Consider the following 17130-nt stretch of genomic DNA (forward strand, 5'->3'; position numbering starts at 1 on the left):
GGCCTCTTTACGTTATGAATTTGTTTTAAAATTTCACCAATATTTTAGCACTAATGGTTTATGTTTGTAACATAAATAAATTGCACTTAAGCTATATATGCAAGGAAAAAAACTATTCTTAACAAGAATTAAACATGTTTATCACTTTTTAAAAAAACAATACTATACCCGTTTAGGTACAGATCGTGACTTGATTTTAGTGTATACGATGAGTAAAGTAGGGTCTTCTTCGGTATATTATTCCCTAAAACAAAAATTCCCATATAAAGAAATTCATCATGTTCATTTTTTAGGGGATACTTGGTTGCACAAATTTAAAAACGATCATACAATTTTTAAGAACAACCTTAAAACGGCAGACAAGTTGTTTGCACTTTTTAATAAAAAACGTTGGAATGTAAAAATCATCACATTGACGAGAGATCCAATAGCAAGAGATATATCTGGGATTTTTCAAGCTTGGCAACATGTTTTTGATGTTGATGATATTACTGAAGTAACACCAGAACAGATTCTGGGTTATTTGAATTCTAATGATTTTTTATATGCTGCGAATTGGTTTGAAACCGATTTTTTGGAGTTTACGGGTCTAAACGTTTTTAATTCAAAATTTGATAAAGATAAAGGCTATCAAACTTACAGTTCAAATAATACACCAATCCTAGTGATGCAATTAGAACAGTTGAATGCGGTGTATAATGAAGCAATGAATGTGTTTATTGGCACAGATGAATATGTGTTACATAAAGAAAACATAACGTCATCTAGAGCGTCTGGACTGCTTAATAAAAAGATTAAAACGCTTTTTCATCTTCCTTTAACTAAAGTAGAGACTATTTATAATTCACAATATATAAACACGTTTTATAATCCAACTCAAATTGAAAATTTTAAAGACCGATGGACAAAAATATAAATGGTGTAAGTGTGATACTTTGCTGTTATAATAGTGCAAAAAGATTGCCTGAAACTTTAAAGTATCTGGCAGCTCAAAAAGTAAACAGTGCTTTAGCATGGGAAATTGTTTTAGTCAATAATAATTCTACAGATCGCACTGTGGAAGCTGCACAGTCTATCTGGGCAACATTAGGAGCGCCAGTGGTTCTGAAGCTTGTAGATGAAGCTAATCCTGGTTTATCATTGGCACGAGAGAAAGGCATGTCTGTTTCTAAATATGATATTTTTCTGTTTTGTGATGACGATAATTGGTTACAGTACGATTATGTAGAAACCGTGTTTAATACCTTTAAAGACAATCCACAACTTGGCGCATTAGGCGGTTGGAGTTCGGCTGTATTTGAAGCCGATAAACCAGAATGGTTTGATGTTTTTTCGGGTAATTTTGCAGTGGGTAAACCGGTTCCAAACACAGGGTTATTAACTAAAGCGAACCAATATATATATGGCGCAGGATTAGCATTACGGGGAGATACCATCAAACGATTAAAACAAAAAGGTTTTAAAAATATTCTTACAGATAGAAAAGGTAAGCAATTATCGAGTGGAGGCGATGTTGAACTAATTTATGGTTTAAAATTAATGGATGTACCAGTAATGTTTCATGAATCCTTATTTTTTTACCATTATATGCCTAAAGCCAGAATGCAGTGGGACTATTTAGTAAAACTAAGAACCTCTATGTATTGGTCTAATTTTGTGTTGGGTATGTATTCAGATACTTTTAAGAATAACCCAGTAACACTTAAATCTATCCTTAAAAAAGTACAACAATCTATTATTTATATCTATACTCAAAATAAGGAACTAAAACAACTAGAAACTAATAAAGCCATGTTTATAAAAAATAAAATAGAAGTTAAAAAGTTATTCTTAAAACACATTTACTTTTATTACAACACGAGAGTAGCTTTAAAAAAAATACAGCATGATTAAAGGGGTTTCAATTGTACTATGCACGTATAATGGTAAAAATAGACTTGAGGAAACGTTTAAGCATTTAGCGGCTCAGAAAATCACTGTTCCTTGTGAAATTATTTTTGTAGATAATGCATCCACAGATGGTACAAAAGAGTTCGCAGATCATTGGTGGCAACTAAATGAATCATCACTTATAAGCTATCGTTCTTTTGTGCAACCAATTCCAGGGAAATCATATGCACAAGATTTGGGCTATGATCAAGCACAATACGAGTATATTTTGGTTTGTGATGACGATAACTGGTTATGCGATATTTATGTGCAAACTGCCTATGCTATAATGACTGAAAACGCTAGTATTGGGGCTTTAGGTGGTTGGTGCGATGGAGTTTTTGAGTCTAAAAAACCTGAGTGGTTTGATAAATACACCAAATATTATGTTGTTGTAAAACAAGGCAAACGTAGTGGTGATATTACACATAAAAAAGGCTGTTTGTATGGGGCAGGTATGGTGTTGCGCAAATCGCATTGGTTGCAATTAAAAGCCTTAGGCTTTAACCATCTGTTAAGCTGTAGAAAAGGGGATAGTTTAAGCTCTGGTGGAGATACAGAATATTGTTATGCCTTACGCCTATTAGGATATAAAATTTGGTATGATGAGCGTTTGTATTTTAAGCATTTTATGACGAAAGGAAGATTGTATAAGGCGTATGTGTCTGAATTACGTAAGGAACTATCGTATTCTAATTTTATTCTTTGGCCATACAGAGATGTTTTAAGCGGAAAACCAAAAACTAAATATAGCTTATACCGGTCAGTTTTAACTGGAATGCCTTCTATACTTATTAAAAATGTTATTAATTTAAAGTTTGGAGATTTCGATAAAAAGGAAGCCGCTAAAGATTATTTTAGATATTTCAAGTATAAGGTATTTTACGCTTCAATTTATCTTGAAAACTTAAAATCAGTGAGGTCATGGGCTCAAACAACTAATAAAAATAATTTTGATTAATAATGAGTGATTTGAAAAATAAAATAAAAAAACTATTGTTTTCTTTAAACTTATATGAACCTGACTTTGTGGTATCAGAAAAATATTGGGAGAAAAGATATCTAAATAATAGTAATTCGGGATCTGGTAGTTATGGCAGATTAGCAGAATTTAAAGCTCATATTTTAAATAATTTTGTAAAAGAAAATAACATACAGTCAGTAATTGAATTAGGGTGTGGCGATGGTAATCAATTGAGGCTTGCTAACTATCAAAGTTATATCGGTTATGATGTTTCTGAAACAGCGATTGAACTATGTAAATCTATCTTTGAGAAAGATGTAAATAAATCATTTTATTTGACAGAGGATTTAATGGATTATCCTAAATCTTCAGATTTGGTACTGTCGTTAGATGTGATTTTTCATTTAACCGAGAATGAGGTTTATAATTCCTATATGCAACAACTATTCAGGATGTCTAATAATTATGTTATAATTTACTCCAGTAATTATCACGGATACATATCAAAACATGTTCGTTGTAGAAAGTTTACTAAATGGATTGATAACAATGTTTCCGATGAATGGGAGCAGATTACATATATTAAGAACAGATATCCATTTGAAAGTTCTAATCCTAGTCAAACATCAATGGCTGACTTCTATATTTATAAGAAAAAGTAAAAATCTACTTAAATGTCGAATAAACATATCGCCTTTATTGTAAAATACTTTCCTACAGTATCAGAAACCTTTATTGTGAATCAAATAAATGGTTTGTTAGACGCTGGTTATACCGTTCAATTATATGCCTATGTGCAATTAGAAAACACACTAATACACGACAGTCTAAAAAAGCATCATTTATTAGAAAATGTAAATTACTTTATTAAACCTCCTGCATCTAAAGTACACCGTTTCGTTTTATTTATCAAGTGGCTATTCAAACATTTTTATAGCATTAAATGGCCTGTATTATTTAAAACCCTTAATTGTTTTAAATACGGAAAGAAGGCCTATACTCTAAGTCTTTTTTTTGAGGCACAGTGGTTTTTAGTGCCTTATAAATGGGAGTTAATACATGCACATTTTGGTATGAACGGAAATCGTGTAGCACAATTAAAAGCAATAGGCGTTCTACCAAAGTCAGTAAAGCTTATTAATACTTTTCATGGTTATGATTTATCACCCGATATGCTCCCGTTGTATGCAGAGCAATACAGTGATTTGTTTAGAGAAGCAGATGCTTTTACGGTCAATACGCCCTATTTAGAGCAGTTATTAAAACAAGTTAATGCGCACAATAAACCGAGTTATATTTTACCAGTAGGATTAGATACTTCTTATTTTAAAAAGGAACAAGAAAAAGTAAATACAGCCTATTTCGATGTGGTTTTTTGCGGACGATTAATTCCTTTTAAAGGGCCGGATTTAGCGATTAAAATTATAAAACAATTAGTAGAGTCAGGATGCAATACTGTACGCTTGCATCTCATTGGAGCTGGCCCCATGAACGAGCAATTACATAAAGATGTGCTAAGTTATAAACTAGAAGCGCACGTCTTGTTTTACGGTAAATTGTCACAGGAGGCTATAAAGTTAAGGTTTCAAGAATCTGATGTTTTTATCCTACCAGGACGATATGATCTGCAAACGGGTCGAGCAGAAACGCAAGGCTTGGTCGTGCAAGAAGCACAAGCAATGAGCCTTCCTGTAATTGTAAGTGATGTTGGTGGTATTAAGTATGGGGTAGTGCCCAATAAGAGTGGGTTTGTTATTGCAGAAAATGATATAGATGGTTTTGTTAGCGCGCTAGTGCAGCTTATTTTAAACCCAAATAAGAAAGCGGAGTTCGGTGAAAATGGTCGAAATTTTGTAGTTAAAAATTATGATAATAAAGTGCTCACCGATGCACTGTTGTCTATTTATAATACGATCACTTAGTTTTAGTTAGCCTTTCTAAGACGCTTTGTCTATTGGGCACTGAAGGTGCTTTTGCCCGTATTATTTAAATGAGAATAGTCAAAAGATACATTCCTATCATCTAAACCTGTGTTGTTTTTATAAGGGGATAAATTGATGAAATTACGTTCAGGTATTAAACAAGCTACAGGGAAAAGTTCTTTATTATGCCATACTTTAATTCATTAGTAGCAGTATCTTCAATAAACTGTTCATATAAAGGGTATACGCCATGTAAAACATAGCTGGATAATTAAATGTTTTAATTTGATAATACATTTATTTTGCCATTGATTATTTTATATTTACAACTTAATCTGAAGAACAATTCATTTTATCGGAGTGTATTAATAATACAGAAACGTTCTAGTCAATGGTATCTAATTTTGATTATGAGTGTAGTTTGTGTTCTAATCGATCTACTTATCTTAATGGTTTCACTTTCTTGAGATTTCTCTAAAGTGTTTTTAATTAGATGACTTGAACGTATAATCTAAACAAAATAATTTTTTAAAGACAATGAAAATAGCACATGTTTTTGTGGATTTTCCTAATGAAAGTCAGTTGTATAATTCTAAGCTAATTAGTAGACTTGAACTCTCTGGGGTAAAATGTGCTATAATTACCTTTACAAATAGAAAACAAGCTAATGAATTTGAGACGTATAGTGTTGCTCATCAAAGATTTAATTGGTTTTTGTATTTGTTAAGAGGTTTAATTCGCTATAAAACCTTCAGAAAATATAAACGGAGTACAAGCTTTAATTTTAAAAAAGCTATTTTTTATTTTGGTAGATTTTCTGTTTTAATTGATATTAATCCTAATGTTGTTCATATCCATCACATACAGTTGTTACAGCCTTCATTATTGAATTTTTTAAGTGTTTGTAATATTAAAGCTATTGTTTCCTTTCGGGGAGGGGATTTGTTGGTAAGGCCTAAACGGTCTAAAAAAGAGACTAACTTTGTTATCAAAGTCGTAGAGTCCATTAAAAATGTGCATTTGGTCTCCAATCATTTAAAAATAAATTTAAAAGTTCTCAACCCCATCGGTATTAATTATTTTGTTATTCGAAGAAGCGTAGAAACGGATAGCATTGTAAAACTTAATAAGGTTGAAAATGATAGACCCATGATTTTAACAATTGGTCGTCTTCATTGGACTAAAGGTTATAAAATAGCATTGGAGGCTATTTATTTGTTAAAATCTAGTGGTGTTTCTTTTTCATATCATATTTGTGGCAGTTACACTAATGACCAAAAAGATGAACTTAATTATTGGATCGCAAAATATAACTTGCAGGATACTATTGTTTTTCATGGGCATTTAAAATCAGAAGAAATAGACGAGCTATTGAGTTTAACTACTGTTTATCTTCAAAGCTCCTTAAGTGAAGGTATACCAAATACTCTATTAAGAGCATTGAAACATAGAGTACCTACGGTGACTACTGATGCTGGAGGTATACCTGAAATATTTCAAGAGAATGTAGATGGTCTTTTAGCTGAAATGGCTAATCCTCAAGACTTGTTTTTGAAGTTAAACGAATTATTACTTAACACAGAAATGCAAGAGAGTATAAGAAGAAGTAAAAATGTATTAATTTCAAACTATGATAAAGAAATTGATAGGTATAAAAAAATGTACGAAACGGTTTATACTAATTAATCTTTTCACAAAAGAAGTAGGTACAGAGGCCTAACATTCTTTTTTCAAAGTATTTTTCAAGATGAGTTTTAAGCCCAATTAGTTCTAAAACTTTAGAAGATTTGTACCCAAATATTAGTTTGTGTAAAAAACTAAACTTTGGTCTAATGTGAAAAGAGCTTTTTTCTAAAATTTTAAATCCCGCTCTATCTAATAAATAAGCGACTCTTTTTGGATCATCCCAATCTTCAACTGGTTGTTGATTATGTGCATTCAAATACTTGTTTTTGTAATTACCATTTGGGGTGGTTAAATACACATAACTATTCATTTTCATTATTGCATTTAATTCTAGTAAGTATTTTTCTTTTTCCTGATGCTCAACGTGTTCATAGACTTCGCTAGAAACGCAAAAATCAAAATACATTGTAGGGATATCATTGGCTGTTTCGTTATTCAAACCAAATATTTTAGTAATAAAAGGAAACTTTTCGACGACTAGTGCTAATGTGCTTGGTGTGACATCATAACCGTATAAATTTTTAAAATTTAATTTATTTAGATAGTATAATATCCATCCAGAGCCACATCCAAAATCAATGATTTTACTGTCTTTATTTATTTTATACTGGTCAAGTAAGTCGATCAGTATATTGAGCCTAATCTGTTTAGAGGGTCCTACTTTAGTCCAGTCCTCGTTTTTACTCCATCGTTTTAAATAGAAATCATCAGTACTATTCATTTTATATTTTATTATTGAGTTATAAATCCAATTGTGAGTCTAAGGAACAAACCAAGACTGTGTATTTAATATTCATTCGAAGACGTTTTTAAGAGATCTGCTACTTATTTTAAATTTGCAAAGAAGCATTTTACGCTTATAATGTCTAAAGTATCAAATTCGAATAATAGCGGGTTGTAACATGAGCAGTGCCAAGTTCCAGCATATTAATTGGCTTCTATTTACTATAAAACCAAGAAGTGTTTCCGCTTTGTTTTTAGTTTTGTGTAACACGCTATTTATTTTATAGTCTCCGGTTTCAAATTTTAGTTTATGGCGATTTTCAATAGTACCAAAACAAAAAAATGGTGTCAACTAATTAATTTGATTGCTCATAGTTTTAATATGAAAACTATTGAATTTCAAATATAAGTTTAATATTTATTTGAACTATATTTTATGATTAATTATAGTTGAAATGAATTATGTACACGACGAATCTATTTTAAAGGAAACCATCCTGATTATAACTGGAGTAGGAGCGTTGTTAGGCATTGATCCTCTATACCTCTTTCAAACTTATAATGATAAATGAGATGCATTACCGTTAGGGATTTTTTTTAAATTTCTTGTTACAATCAATAAACCTTTTATATTTGGAGACTAATAAATAAAGTTTTTGGGTAAAGACTTTTCTATACAATAACCAATTGCTTATGGGTTTAAGTTTTATTACACCACATTATAATGATTTAGAGGGTTTACAGCGAATTTATACCTGTTTGCAAGCGCAAACTCTAGCCTCTTGGGATTGGGTAATTGTAGATGACACGTCTGATTTTGAAATACAAAAAAAAGTAAAGCATTGGATTGATAACTTGCAGAGTGAGAAAGTGCAACTGTACTTAAATACAGAAAAAACAAATGCCTCTGTTTGTAGAAATCTTGGTGCTGACATCGCTAAAAGTGATACGTTGGTTTTTTTAGATGCGGATGATTTCATCGGTAATGATTTTGTTCACAATAGACAGATAGTATTTAATGATTTTGCAGTTTTTATAAATTATAGTATTTTAAACGAGAAAGGAGAAAAAATTATAAAAATACATACTCAAGAAAATTATTTAAACAATTTTTTGGCAGCAAAGTTTTTATGGCAAACGTCATGTATTTTATGGAATCGTTCTTTTTTTAAAAAAATAGGACAATTCAATCCATCATTAATGAGATTACAAGATGTTGAATTAAGTATTAGAGCACTACAAAATAGCACGGACTATTCGGTTGTAAATAATCCAATAGATTTTTATTATCAGACCAAACCTATGCGCCTTCGTAAAAATTTCGTGTTACCCGTTTGTGATGCCGTATATGTATTTATTTCTAAACTGTTACAAACAGATGCGCTAAGTAAATACCAAGTGTCATTAGTTTCGGGGTACTATTTTTTGTGTGTACGTTATTTAGAGCGTTCAGGAAGTAAAACACACACAGACTTGGTACAGCGAAACTTAACCTTGTTTTATGAAAAAAAGTATATTTGTTTTAAAGACTATAGTATTGCTTGTGTAGCTTTACAACTCTATAAATTGAATGTACTATCTGGGAAACAATTTTTAAGAATTAATAGATATTTATTTAAACCACAGCAGATATAGGGTTCCTGAAAACATAGTTTTTATAGTGACACATTGCGATTAAAATGTTATTAAAATGCCTAGAAGACTACACATACTTTATACCATTCCAAATTTTAATACAGCAGGAAGTGGTAAGGTGGTTTATGATTTGGCTAATCAATTAGATCCAAAGCGTTTTAAAGTGTCTGTGGTATGTAATCATGGGAGAGGTCTTTTTTTTAAGGAGATAAAGGCATTAGGTTTACCCATCCATATAATTCCATTTACAGTCCCATTACGGCCTTATTATACGGTGTTCAAACGGGTACAGCCCTTTAAATATTTTTTAAAAGCTCAAAGTGTTGATCTTGTGCACTCCTGGCATTACAGCAGTGATTGGAGCGAAGCATTAGCTTGTCAACGCGCAAGAATACCCTTCGTATACACAAAAAAAGCCATGAGTTGGGGCACTATACATTGGAAAATTAGAAGTTATTTAAGTGCATTCGTGATCACTGTAAATACGCAAATGAAAGCCTTTTTTCCGAATAAAAAACAACAAGAACTCATTCCCTTTGGCTTAGATACCACTTATTATAACAAGGAGATAGCTAAGGTCGCTAAAACGAATGCTACGTTTAAGTTAATCACTGTGGCTAATTTGGTGGCAGTTAAAAATATAGAGTTGCTTTTGCAAGCCATGCACCTGCTTAAGCATTTGCCTGTACAATTAGATATCGTTGGAGATCGTCAAAATGATTACGTGCAGACCCTCAAACAATTGGTCATAGACTTAGATCTCGATACACGGGTTTCTTTTTTAGGAAAGCATTTAGATGTAAGACCTTTATTAGCAGAAGCAGATTTATACATCATACCAAGTAAACAAGAAGGAATGCCAATGGCTTTAGTGGAAGCCATGGCGATGCAATTACCCGTATTAGGTTCTAATATTCCAGGAATTGCTTATGTGCTTCAAGATTTTCCGGAGTTGCTATTTTCTTTGTTTGACGCAAATGCTTTAGCGACTAAAATAGAAATGATATATGCGATGTCTGGAGATGAACAACAAAAATTAGGAGCGAAGTTGCGTCGTTATTGTGTAAAACATTTTTCAATAGAGACTTTTATTAAGAGGCATGAAGACTTATATTTAAACCTTGTAAAGCAGGAACGATAACATGAAGATTACAACAGATATTATTCCGCAAGAACAACAGTTTGTTGGTACGCCTCAAGACTTAGACTATGAGGCTATTTGCGTATTCGTAGCTGCGGGTTTCTTTTTAGATGGCGATACTTATTATAAAGGGTTAGAGGTTTTAAAGCCCGGAAGGCATTACGAATTGGATGATAAAAGGACAACAATACGTTCTGAAAAGACCTATTTTAAATGGCACTATACCCCTAAAGAGCGACCTTTAAAACAAATAGTAGCCGAATTTGCCGATGTGTTTGAAACAATTATCAAAGAACAAACAGCTGGTAAAAACGTTATTCTCCCACTATCCGGTGGTTTAGACAGCAGAACGCAAGCTGTCGCCTTAAAGCATCTAAATATTCCTGTACAATCTTATAGTTATGCCTTTACAGGAGGACATGATGAGACCAAGTATAGCAGGCGTATCGCAGCAACTTGTGATTTTCCATTTCAAGACTTTAAAGTTCCTGAGGGGTATTTGTGGACTGTTATAAAGTCTTTGTCTGAAATAAATAACTGCTATTCCGAATTTACCCACCCTCGGCAAATGGCATTTAAAGATCAGTATGCGTCTCTAGGAGATGTGTTTTCTTTAGGACATTGGGGAGATGTTCTTTTCGATGATATGGGGGTAGCAGAAGATTGTTCTACAGAAGAACAAGTCGCCCTTCTGTTAAAAAAAATATTAAAAAAAGATGGACTGCTTTTAGCTGAAAGTATTTGGGAGTCTCAAGGTTTCTCTGGTGATTTTATTACTTATTTTAAGAAGCGTATTACCAATTTATTAGTTGATATCAATATACCAAATAGTGCAAATGCGCAAATAAGAGCATTTAAAAGTTTGTATTGGGCTCCGCGTTGGACCAGTATTAATTTATCTGTTTTTCAAGCCGTACGCCCCATTACACTCCCATATTACGATGCACGCATGTGTGACTTTATTTGTGGTGTTCCAGAGCAGTATTTAGCAGGACGACAAATACAAATAGCCTATATTAAATTGCGCATGCCAGCCTTAGCGAAATTGACTTGGCAAGCACAGCGCCCTTTTAATTTGTACAATTATCGGTTTAATAAAATACCATATAATTTACCCTACCGTATTATAAGTAAGTTACAGCGCTTAACAGCTTCTAGACCTTATGTGCAACGTAATTGGGAATTACAGTTTATTGGTAAAAATAATGATACCGCATTACAGCATTGGTTGTTTAACGATTTTGAGGGAGATGAATTTGTTAATATAACTATTAGAAAAGAATTTTATACCCTATTTAAAGAAACAGACCGTGTTTTTTACTCCCATGCGGTCAGTATGCTGTTAACACTATCTTTGTTTTTTAAATATAAATTAGTCGAAGACCTGAATCAAAATTGTTGAATATGTTTTGTACCTCCAAAAGATTATTAACTTTAAAGCTTTAACCTCATTTTTTTGAAGAAAGCATTGAAAATAGCTATTTATTCTGGCGATATACCGAGTACCACTTTTATAGAAAGGCTGATCGCAGGTTTGTCTACTAAAGGGTGTGACCTATATCTTTTTGGATACCGTAAAAAAAAGGTGTCTTATAGCAAATCAATTTCAGTTTTTGCCTATAAAAACAACAAACTAGACAAAGCATTACACCTGATAACCTACAGTTTTTTATTGCTACTATTTAAGCATAAAGAAAAACAACACCTCGATAAAATATTAAAAACCCAATCTAAAAATGGACTACTGGATAAAGTAAAGTGCTATCCTGTATTGTGGCATAAACCGGATGTGTTTCATGTGCAATGGGCAAAAGGTTTAGGAGATTGGATGTGGGTTCAGGAGTTTGGAATGAAACTCGTGCTGAGTTTGCGAGGGGCTCATATTAATTACTCGCCCATTGCTAATTTAGAACTGGCAGCCATGTATCGCCAACACTTTCCTCAAGTAGATGGTTTTCATGCGGTCTCTCATGCAATTGCTAAAGAGGCCTCTAAATACGGTGCACCTGCAGATCGGATTAAAGTCATTTATAGTGGTTTACCTGAATTTGAAAGTCAAGTTGACGCTGCTATTAAAGCAGATAAGGACGTTCTGGATTTAGAATTAGGAACAAGCACTCCATTACAGATCATTTCAGTAGGTCGGCCACATTGGAAAAAAGGCTATACCTATGCTTTAGACGCTTGCCATATATTAAAGCAGGCTGGTTTTTCTTTTAAATACACCATTATAGGTGGCAGCAATGCTATCGAGTTAATATATCAGGTTCACGATTTAAACTTACAAGACGAGGTTTGCTTAAGTAAACAACAGCCTTTTGAAACGGTAAAAGAAATGATGCAAAATGCAGATATCCTGCTGTTGCCAAGTGTTGAAGAAGGGATCGCTAATGTAGTTTTAGAAGCGATGGCATTAGGAACTTTAGTGTTGAGTGCCAATTGTGGTGGTATGGCTGAAGTTATTACAGATTCTCAAAATGGGTTTTTAGTTCCTGTTCGCCAATCGGAAGCCATAGCAAACGCAGTAACGCAGATTGCCACGCTTTCATTAGAACGTAAATTAGAGATTTTGAAATCTGCTCAAAATACAATTGCAGATCAGCATACCGAGAATCAAATGACTTCCAGAATGATACGTTTGTATCAGGAGGTTTTAAATTAAAAATAAAAATAAGACATTTGTACAGGACTATTTTACTATAAAGAGTAAACCTCATACATTCAAATAGCCTGATACTAGTTATAAAATTATACATCATATGCAACGAATAGGGTTGGTCTTATTATCTGTTCCTGGTTACTCTGAAACATTTTTTAGGAGTAAAATTAAGGGCTTGCAGGCCAATGGTTTTGAGGTGCTTCTATTTGTATTCTATCCTCCAAAAAAAGAGGAAGTTTTACCTTGTGAAGTGTTTGTTTCTCCTCCATTTAATGGGCGTATTTTTTCAAAAAGTGTCTCAGTTTTTAAAGCCCTGTTACAACTAGTGTTCAGCGCTCCTTTCCGAAGTAAAACGCTATTTGAATTGGATAGGAGTGATGGTAAAAGATGGGCTACTTGTTTTAAAAACCTCCTTTCTCAACAGTTTATTATGTCTAAAAAGTTGGATTGGCTCCATTTTGGATTTGGTACTGTAGCGGTTGGAAAAGAAAATTTGGCGAAAGCAATGCGTGCAAAAATGGCTGTGAGTTTTAGGGGTTTTGATCTGTATTTGTCGCCTTTAAACAGAGAAAATTACTATAGTCTATTATTTAAAAAAGCAGTGACTTACCATGTGCTATCACTAGAGATGAAAGCAGACTTAATCGCAAAAGGCGTCGATGGCACACAAATACATGTAATCACACCAGCCATTGATACCTCGCTTTTTAAGGCAGGTCATTCACAGACGACGTCAAGTACATTGCGAATTCTAACGGTGGCTCGTTTACATTGGAAAAAAGGATTAGAGTATACGCTAGAAGCTATGGCGGTTTTGAAAAGACGAGGAGTCGCTTTTGAATATACCGTTATTGGGACAGGAGACGAGCTAGAGCGCTTGCTATTCGCAGCCCATCAATTAGGGATTAGTGCCGAGGTTCGTTTTGTCGGTAAACAGACACCTAAAGCTGTAAAAGAGTATATGATTGCCAGTGATGTTTATGTGCAGTACAGTATTCAAGAAGGCTTTTGTAATGCGGTACTGGAAGCGCAAGCTATGGGCTTGTTATGCGTCGTTAGTAATGCTGAAGGTTTAGCAGAAAATGTCATGGATGGGATCACGGGTTTTGTGATCCCAAAGAGAAAACCTGAGGTGTTAGCAAGGACTATTGAAAAACTATTATATTTACCAAGCCATCAAAAAATAGGTTTAAAAAAGACCGCAATCAATCGGGTGCAAAAAGATTTTAACGTTTCTAAGCAACGGGAGGAGTTTATTAATTTTTATGGCAGTTAATAGTTAAAGCACTTTTTTTATATAAAAACAGGAATACCTGCTTCTTCTATTATCATGCAATATATAATTCAGCTTTTTATTTGGTGGTGGAGGCTTATAAATAAAAATAAAACGATGTATATTGTTATCATTTGTCAAATAGCAATTATTTAAAATATATACAAGATGTTCAATAAAACACTTTTTTTGGTTAGAACAACCTTAAAGAAAATCGTAAAGTCTAAACAAGAAATTAGACACGCCCTTGTTGGAGCTCCTAATGTATGGAAATATACACGCGAATTTCAATTTCAATTTCTTTTAGATCAAGGATTACAAAAAACGGATACGCTTATGGATATTGGCTGCGGAACGCTTAGAGGCGGCATCCCAATGATTCAATATCTCAATAAAGGTAATTATTATGGTATGGATGTAAGGGATCAAGTTTTAGACGAAGGCAGGAAAGAGATAAAAGCAGCCAAACTAGAAGATAAAAAACCAAATTTAATTTCATTCGATCATTTTTCAGAAGTAGACCTTGACGCGCAGTTCAACGTTATGTTTGCATTTTCTGTTTTATTCCATTTGGAAGATGACATCGCAGCAAGTTGTTTTCAATTTGTAGCTAAATCATTGGCGAAAAATGGGGCATTCTATGCCAATGTAAACATGGACGATTTTGAGGATGGCAATTGGGTAGAATTCCCCGTGGTTTTTAGAAGCCAAGAATTCTATAATAACTTGGCTGCTAAAAATGGTATGGAAGTCCTTGTTATGGGGAGTATGTTAGAATTGGGGCATGACACTAAAAAGAATTCTGATACACAACAAATTATGTTGAAGTTTACAAAAGTTTAGTTTAGATTTAATATCAGACAGCATTTGAACAAGAAAAGAATAATAAGATTTAAAGTTTTTTAAAAGTAAATCTAATTTTTTAGCAATGAAAACGAGAAATAATTTTACTGACCAAACTCTTTGTAGTTTTTTGAAACTAGAACAGGTCTGGAAGGAATATTTTCCTAGTGATAGAAACAGTAAACATTAAGCTCTTGAAAATTCTCCTATTTCATACATATAATCGTGGGTATCTTTCTAGTTTCTTTCACGAGTTGTCAGTAAAACTATTCGAAGATGGTCATGAGGTGGTTAGCTTTTCTTTTAAATCAACAGTCAGCGAAAGGCTTATAGATGATGTCAAAGTCATCGTAAAAAAAAAGAAAGGTTATTTCACAAATTATACTAATGTATATCGTATTGTTAGACAAGAAAAACCAGACGTTATTCTATCCAATTTTAGTTATGTGAATCCAGCTTTACTATTTGGCAAGCTATTAGGTGTAAAACATAATATGGTATGGTTTCATACGCTTAAAAAGCAAATGGATTTTAAGTGGTACAACGTTTATATTAAATCCAAATTTTTAAATCTAGCTTCTGATATCATTACCAACTCCATAGAATTGAAGAATGAAGTCATAACAGATTATCGTCAAAAGTCTATCAAAGTACATAACTTCCCTTTTACAACAGCAGTATCTTCCACAATTAAAAAGGAAATCAATTTAGATAAGATAGACGGTAAAGTATATATCGGTTGTCCTGGTCGCTTGCATCCAGATAAAAACCAAAAGGTATTACTAGAGGTTTTGGATGCATTAAAAAACGATAATTATGTCGTAGTTTTTGTTGGTGCTGTACAAAATAATTTTCTTTTTAATCATGTACTTTATGAAGCTTATAAAGATCAAATACTCCATTTAGGAACATTGTCAAAAGAGGAGATGGCAGATTTTTATTTTAAAATGGATTTGATTGTTTTGCCCAGCCTTAACGAGGCTTTTGGATTAGTTCTAATAGAAGCGCTAGCATCTGGTTGTAATACTTTAGTGTCCAATCGTTTTGGAGCCTTGGATTATATTAAAGAGGATGTGTCTCATATGACTTTTAGTCCGTTGGATGTGGTAGATTTAAAAAATAAAATTATCGATGCATTCACTTATAAAAAGCCTTCTCAATATTTTAAAGCCCTATATGCGAATAATTTTTCCATGAGCGATATCATAAAAATGCTTTTATTACTTATTAAAAAATAAAATAATATGGCATTGAAAATCTTAATCTTATACACCCACAATAAAGGCTTACTGTCACAGTTTTTTCAGGAATTGTCAAGGCGTTTGCATGCTGATGATTTTGAAGTATTCAATTTTTATTTAAAACATAATACAGCTTATTTTGAACAACATGGTGTACAAGTTTATGGAGAAAAGCGTGGTGGTTTTTTAACCAATTATTATTCTATTTTTAAAATTATTAGAACGATTCGCCCAGATGTCATCATTTCAAACTTTAGTTATATTAATCCTGCTATTTTGTTTGGTCGTTTATTAGGCGTGGCACATAATATCGCTTGGTTTCACACCGCTTTTGGTCATACTAAACCGAGTTTTTTAAAGAAAATAAATAAGACTTTTTATTTAAACAGAGCCAATCTGGTCATTGCAAATTCGAAACAGTTGCAAACAGAGATGCATACCGTTTATAAAGTCCCTAAAGACCGAATTTGTGCGATACCTTTTTGGACGACTATTCATAACCATCACTCAAATTCACAAACCTTAGAGATAGAAACCATAGCTACTGGACTTACTATTGGTTGTCCAGGGCGGTTGGTGGCAGATAAAAATCATAAGCTCGTCATTGAAGCGGTATACCAAATAAAACAAACGTGTAGTCTACCCATACGATTATTCATTGCAGGACAAGGGCCTTATCGCGTTCAATTGCAACAATTGGTTAGCGCTTTGCATTTAGAGGACGAGGTTGTTTTTTTAGGCTTGTTAAATGTTGATGAGATGACTACTTTTTATAATGCGATGGATGTGGTTGTATTGCCTAGTTTTCATGAGGCTTTTGGCTTGGTTTTTATAGAAGCCATGGCTTTAGGGACGCCAGTTTTAGTTTCAAAATCTTTTGGCGCACTCGATTTTATTGACACTCAGACATTTTTTATTGAGGATTTTAGTTTTGATCCACACTCGGTTCAAGAATTAATCAATAAATTACAGCCATATTTAGACAATAAAGGGTTTTCATCAGACTATTTTGAAGCTCTTTATAATAAAACGTTTGAAAAAGACATCATTTATAACAAGGTGAAATCTGTAATTTTAGACCAAAAATAAATTTAATACGATCTTAATAGTAGAG

15 protein-coding genes are annotated in these 17130 nt (G+C 33.0%); 14 read left to right on the forward strand and 1 reads right to left on the reverse strand.

Features of this window, described 5'->3' with window-relative positions:
- Positions 1–97 precede the first annotated feature (97 nt).
- The 6 genes from H593_RS0115600 to H593_RS0115625 all read left to right on the forward strand — a co-directional run bounded on the left by H593_RS0115600 (position 98) and on the right by H593_RS0115625 (position 6501).
- On the forward strand, positions 98–916 hold the full coding sequence (locus H593_RS0115600; protein WP_028873271.1) for a putative capsular polysaccharide synthesis family protein: 819 nt from the start codon (positions 98–100) through the stop codon (positions 914–916).
- Positions 901–1893 (forward strand): glycosyltransferase, encoded by a 993-nt coding sequence (locus H593_RS0115605; RefSeq protein WP_028873272.1) that lies wholly within the window; start codon positions 901–903, stop codon positions 1891–1893. The genes H593_RS0115600 and H593_RS0115605 overlap by 16 nt, the downstream gene beginning before the upstream one ends.
- Positions 1886–2890, forward strand: coding sequence for a glycosyltransferase (locus H593_RS0115610; RefSeq protein ID WP_028873273.1), 1005 nt, complete (start codon positions 1886–1888; stop codon positions 2888–2890). The genes H593_RS0115605 and H593_RS0115610 overlap by 8 nt, the downstream gene beginning before the upstream one ends.
- Positions 2891–2892: 2 nt before the next feature.
- Positions 2893–3555, forward strand: coding sequence for a class I SAM-dependent methyltransferase (locus H593_RS0115615; protein WP_051229779.1), 663 nt, complete (start codon positions 2893–2895; stop codon positions 3553–3555).
- Between the two features lie 12 nt (positions 3556–3567).
- Entirely contained in the window at positions 3568–4815 is a 1248-nt protein-coding gene (locus H593_RS0115620) for a glycosyltransferase family 4 protein (protein WP_028873275.1), read from the forward strand.
- 537 nt (positions 4816–5352) lie between these two features.
- Positions 5353–6501 carry a glycosyltransferase family 4 protein gene (locus H593_RS0115625; RefSeq protein WP_028873276.1) on the forward strand — a complete coding sequence of 383 codons (1149 nt, stop codon included), beginning with the start codon at positions 5353–5355 and terminating at the stop codon, positions 6499–6501.
- Here the strand turns inward: H593_RS0115625 and H593_RS0115630 are convergent.
- Entirely contained in the window at positions 6494–7222 is a 729-nt protein-coding gene (locus tag H593_RS0115630; protein ID WP_028873277.1) for a class I SAM-dependent methyltransferase, read from the reverse strand. The genes H593_RS0115625 and H593_RS0115630 overlap by 8 nt on opposite strands.
- Before the next feature lie 695 nt (positions 7223–7917).
- Here H593_RS0115630 and H593_RS0115640 point away from each other — a divergent pair.
- The 8 genes from H593_RS0115640 to H593_RS0115675 all read left to right on the forward strand — a co-directional run bounded on the left by H593_RS0115640 (position 7918) and on the right by H593_RS0115675 (position 17105).
- Positions 7918–8859, forward strand: a complete 942-nt coding sequence (locus tag H593_RS0115640) for a glycosyltransferase family 2 protein (RefSeq protein WP_028873278.1) — start codon at positions 7918–7920, stop codon at positions 8857–8859.
- Positions 8860–8914: 55 nt separating this feature from the next.
- The gene (locus tag H593_RS0115645) at positions 8915–10000 is read left to right on the forward strand and encodes a glycosyltransferase (protein WP_028873279.1); all 1086 of its coding nucleotides are present in this window, start codon (positions 8915–8917) and stop codon (positions 9998–10000) included.
- Between the two features lies 1 nt (position 10001).
- On the forward strand, positions 10002–11402 hold the full coding sequence (locus tag H593_RS0115650) for an asparagine synthase-related protein (RefSeq protein ID WP_028873280.1): 1401 nt from the start codon (positions 10002–10004) through the stop codon (positions 11400–11402).
- 54 nt (positions 11403–11456) lie between these two features.
- Positions 11457–12662 (forward strand): glycosyltransferase family 4 protein, encoded by a 1206-nt coding sequence (locus H593_RS20225; RefSeq protein WP_028873281.1) that lies wholly within the window; start codon positions 11457–11459, stop codon positions 12660–12662.
- Between the two features lie 97 nt (positions 12663–12759).
- A complete protein-coding gene (locus tag H593_RS0115660; protein ID WP_028873282.1) occupies positions 12760–13935 on the forward strand; it encodes a glycosyltransferase family 4 protein in 1176 nt (391 codons plus the stop codon).
- 165 nt (positions 13936–14100) lie between these two features.
- Complete coding sequence (locus H593_RS20230) at positions 14101–14775, forward strand: class I SAM-dependent methyltransferase (RefSeq protein ID WP_028873283.1); 675 nt, start codon at positions 14101–14103, stop codon at positions 14773–14775.
- Between the two features lie 194 nt (positions 14776–14969).
- Positions 14970–16013, forward strand: a complete 1044-nt coding sequence (locus H593_RS0115670; RefSeq protein WP_157588906.1) for a glycosyltransferase family 4 protein — start codon at positions 14970–14972, stop codon at positions 16011–16013.
- Between the two features lie 6 nt (positions 16014–16019).
- On the forward strand, positions 16020–17105 hold the full coding sequence (locus H593_RS0115675; protein WP_084142354.1) for a glycosyltransferase family 4 protein: 1086 nt from the start codon (positions 16020–16022) through the stop codon (positions 17103–17105).
- The last annotated feature ends 25 nt before the right edge of the window (positions 17106–17130 follow it).

The sequence above is a fragment of the Psychroserpens burtonensis DSM 12212 genome (assembly GCF_000425305.1).
In the GTDB taxonomy this organism is placed as follows: Bacteria; Bacteroidota; Bacteroidia; order Flavobacteriales; family Flavobacteriaceae; genus Psychroserpens; species Psychroserpens burtonensis.

Coding starts and splice junctions, on each gene's coding strand:
- H593_RS0115620 (WP_028873275.1), top strand. CDS start 3,568: ATGTCGAATAAACATATCGCCTTTATTGTAAAATACTTTCCTACAGTA.
- H593_RS0115660 (WP_028873282.1), top strand. CDS start 12,760: ATGCAACGAATAGGGTTGGTCTTATTATCTGTTCCTGGTTACTCTGAA.
- H593_RS0115630 (WP_028873277.1), bottom strand. CDS start 7,222: ATGAATAGTACTGATGATTTCTATTTAAAACGATGGAGTAAAAACGAG.
- H593_RS0115625 (WP_028873276.1), top strand. CDS start 5,353: ATGAAAATAGCACATGTTTTTGTGGATTTTCCTAATGAAAGTCAGTTG.
- H593_RS0115610 (WP_028873273.1), top strand. CDS start 1,886: ATGATTAAAGGGGTTTCAATTGTACTATGCACGTATAATGGTAAAAAT.
- H593_RS0115650 (WP_028873280.1), top strand. CDS start 10,002: ATGAAGATTACAACAGATATTATTCCGCAAGAACAACAGTTTGTTGGT.
- H593_RS0115645 (WP_028873279.1), top strand. CDS start 8,915: ATGCCTAGAAGACTACACATACTTTATACCATTCCAAATTTTAATACA.
- H593_RS0115600 (WP_028873271.1), top strand. CDS start 98: ATGCAAGGAAAAAAACTATTCTTAACAAGAATTAAACATGTTTATCAC.
- H593_RS0115615 (WP_051229779.1), top strand. CDS start 2,893: ATGAGTGATTTGAAAAATAAAATAAAAAAACTATTGTTTTCTTTAAAC.
- H593_RS20230 (WP_028873283.1), top strand. CDS start 14,101: ATGTTCAATAAAACACTTTTTTTGGTTAGAACAACCTTAAAGAAAATC.
- H593_RS0115675 (WP_084142354.1), top strand. CDS start 16,020: ATGGCATTGAAAATCTTAATCTTATACACCCACAATAAAGGCTTACTG.
- H593_RS0115605 (WP_028873272.1), top strand. CDS start 901: ATGGACAAAAATATAAATGGTGTAAGTGTGATACTTTGCTGTTATAAT.
- H593_RS0115640 (WP_028873278.1), top strand. CDS start 7,918: ATGGGTTTAAGTTTTATTACACCACATTATAATGATTTAGAGGGTTTA.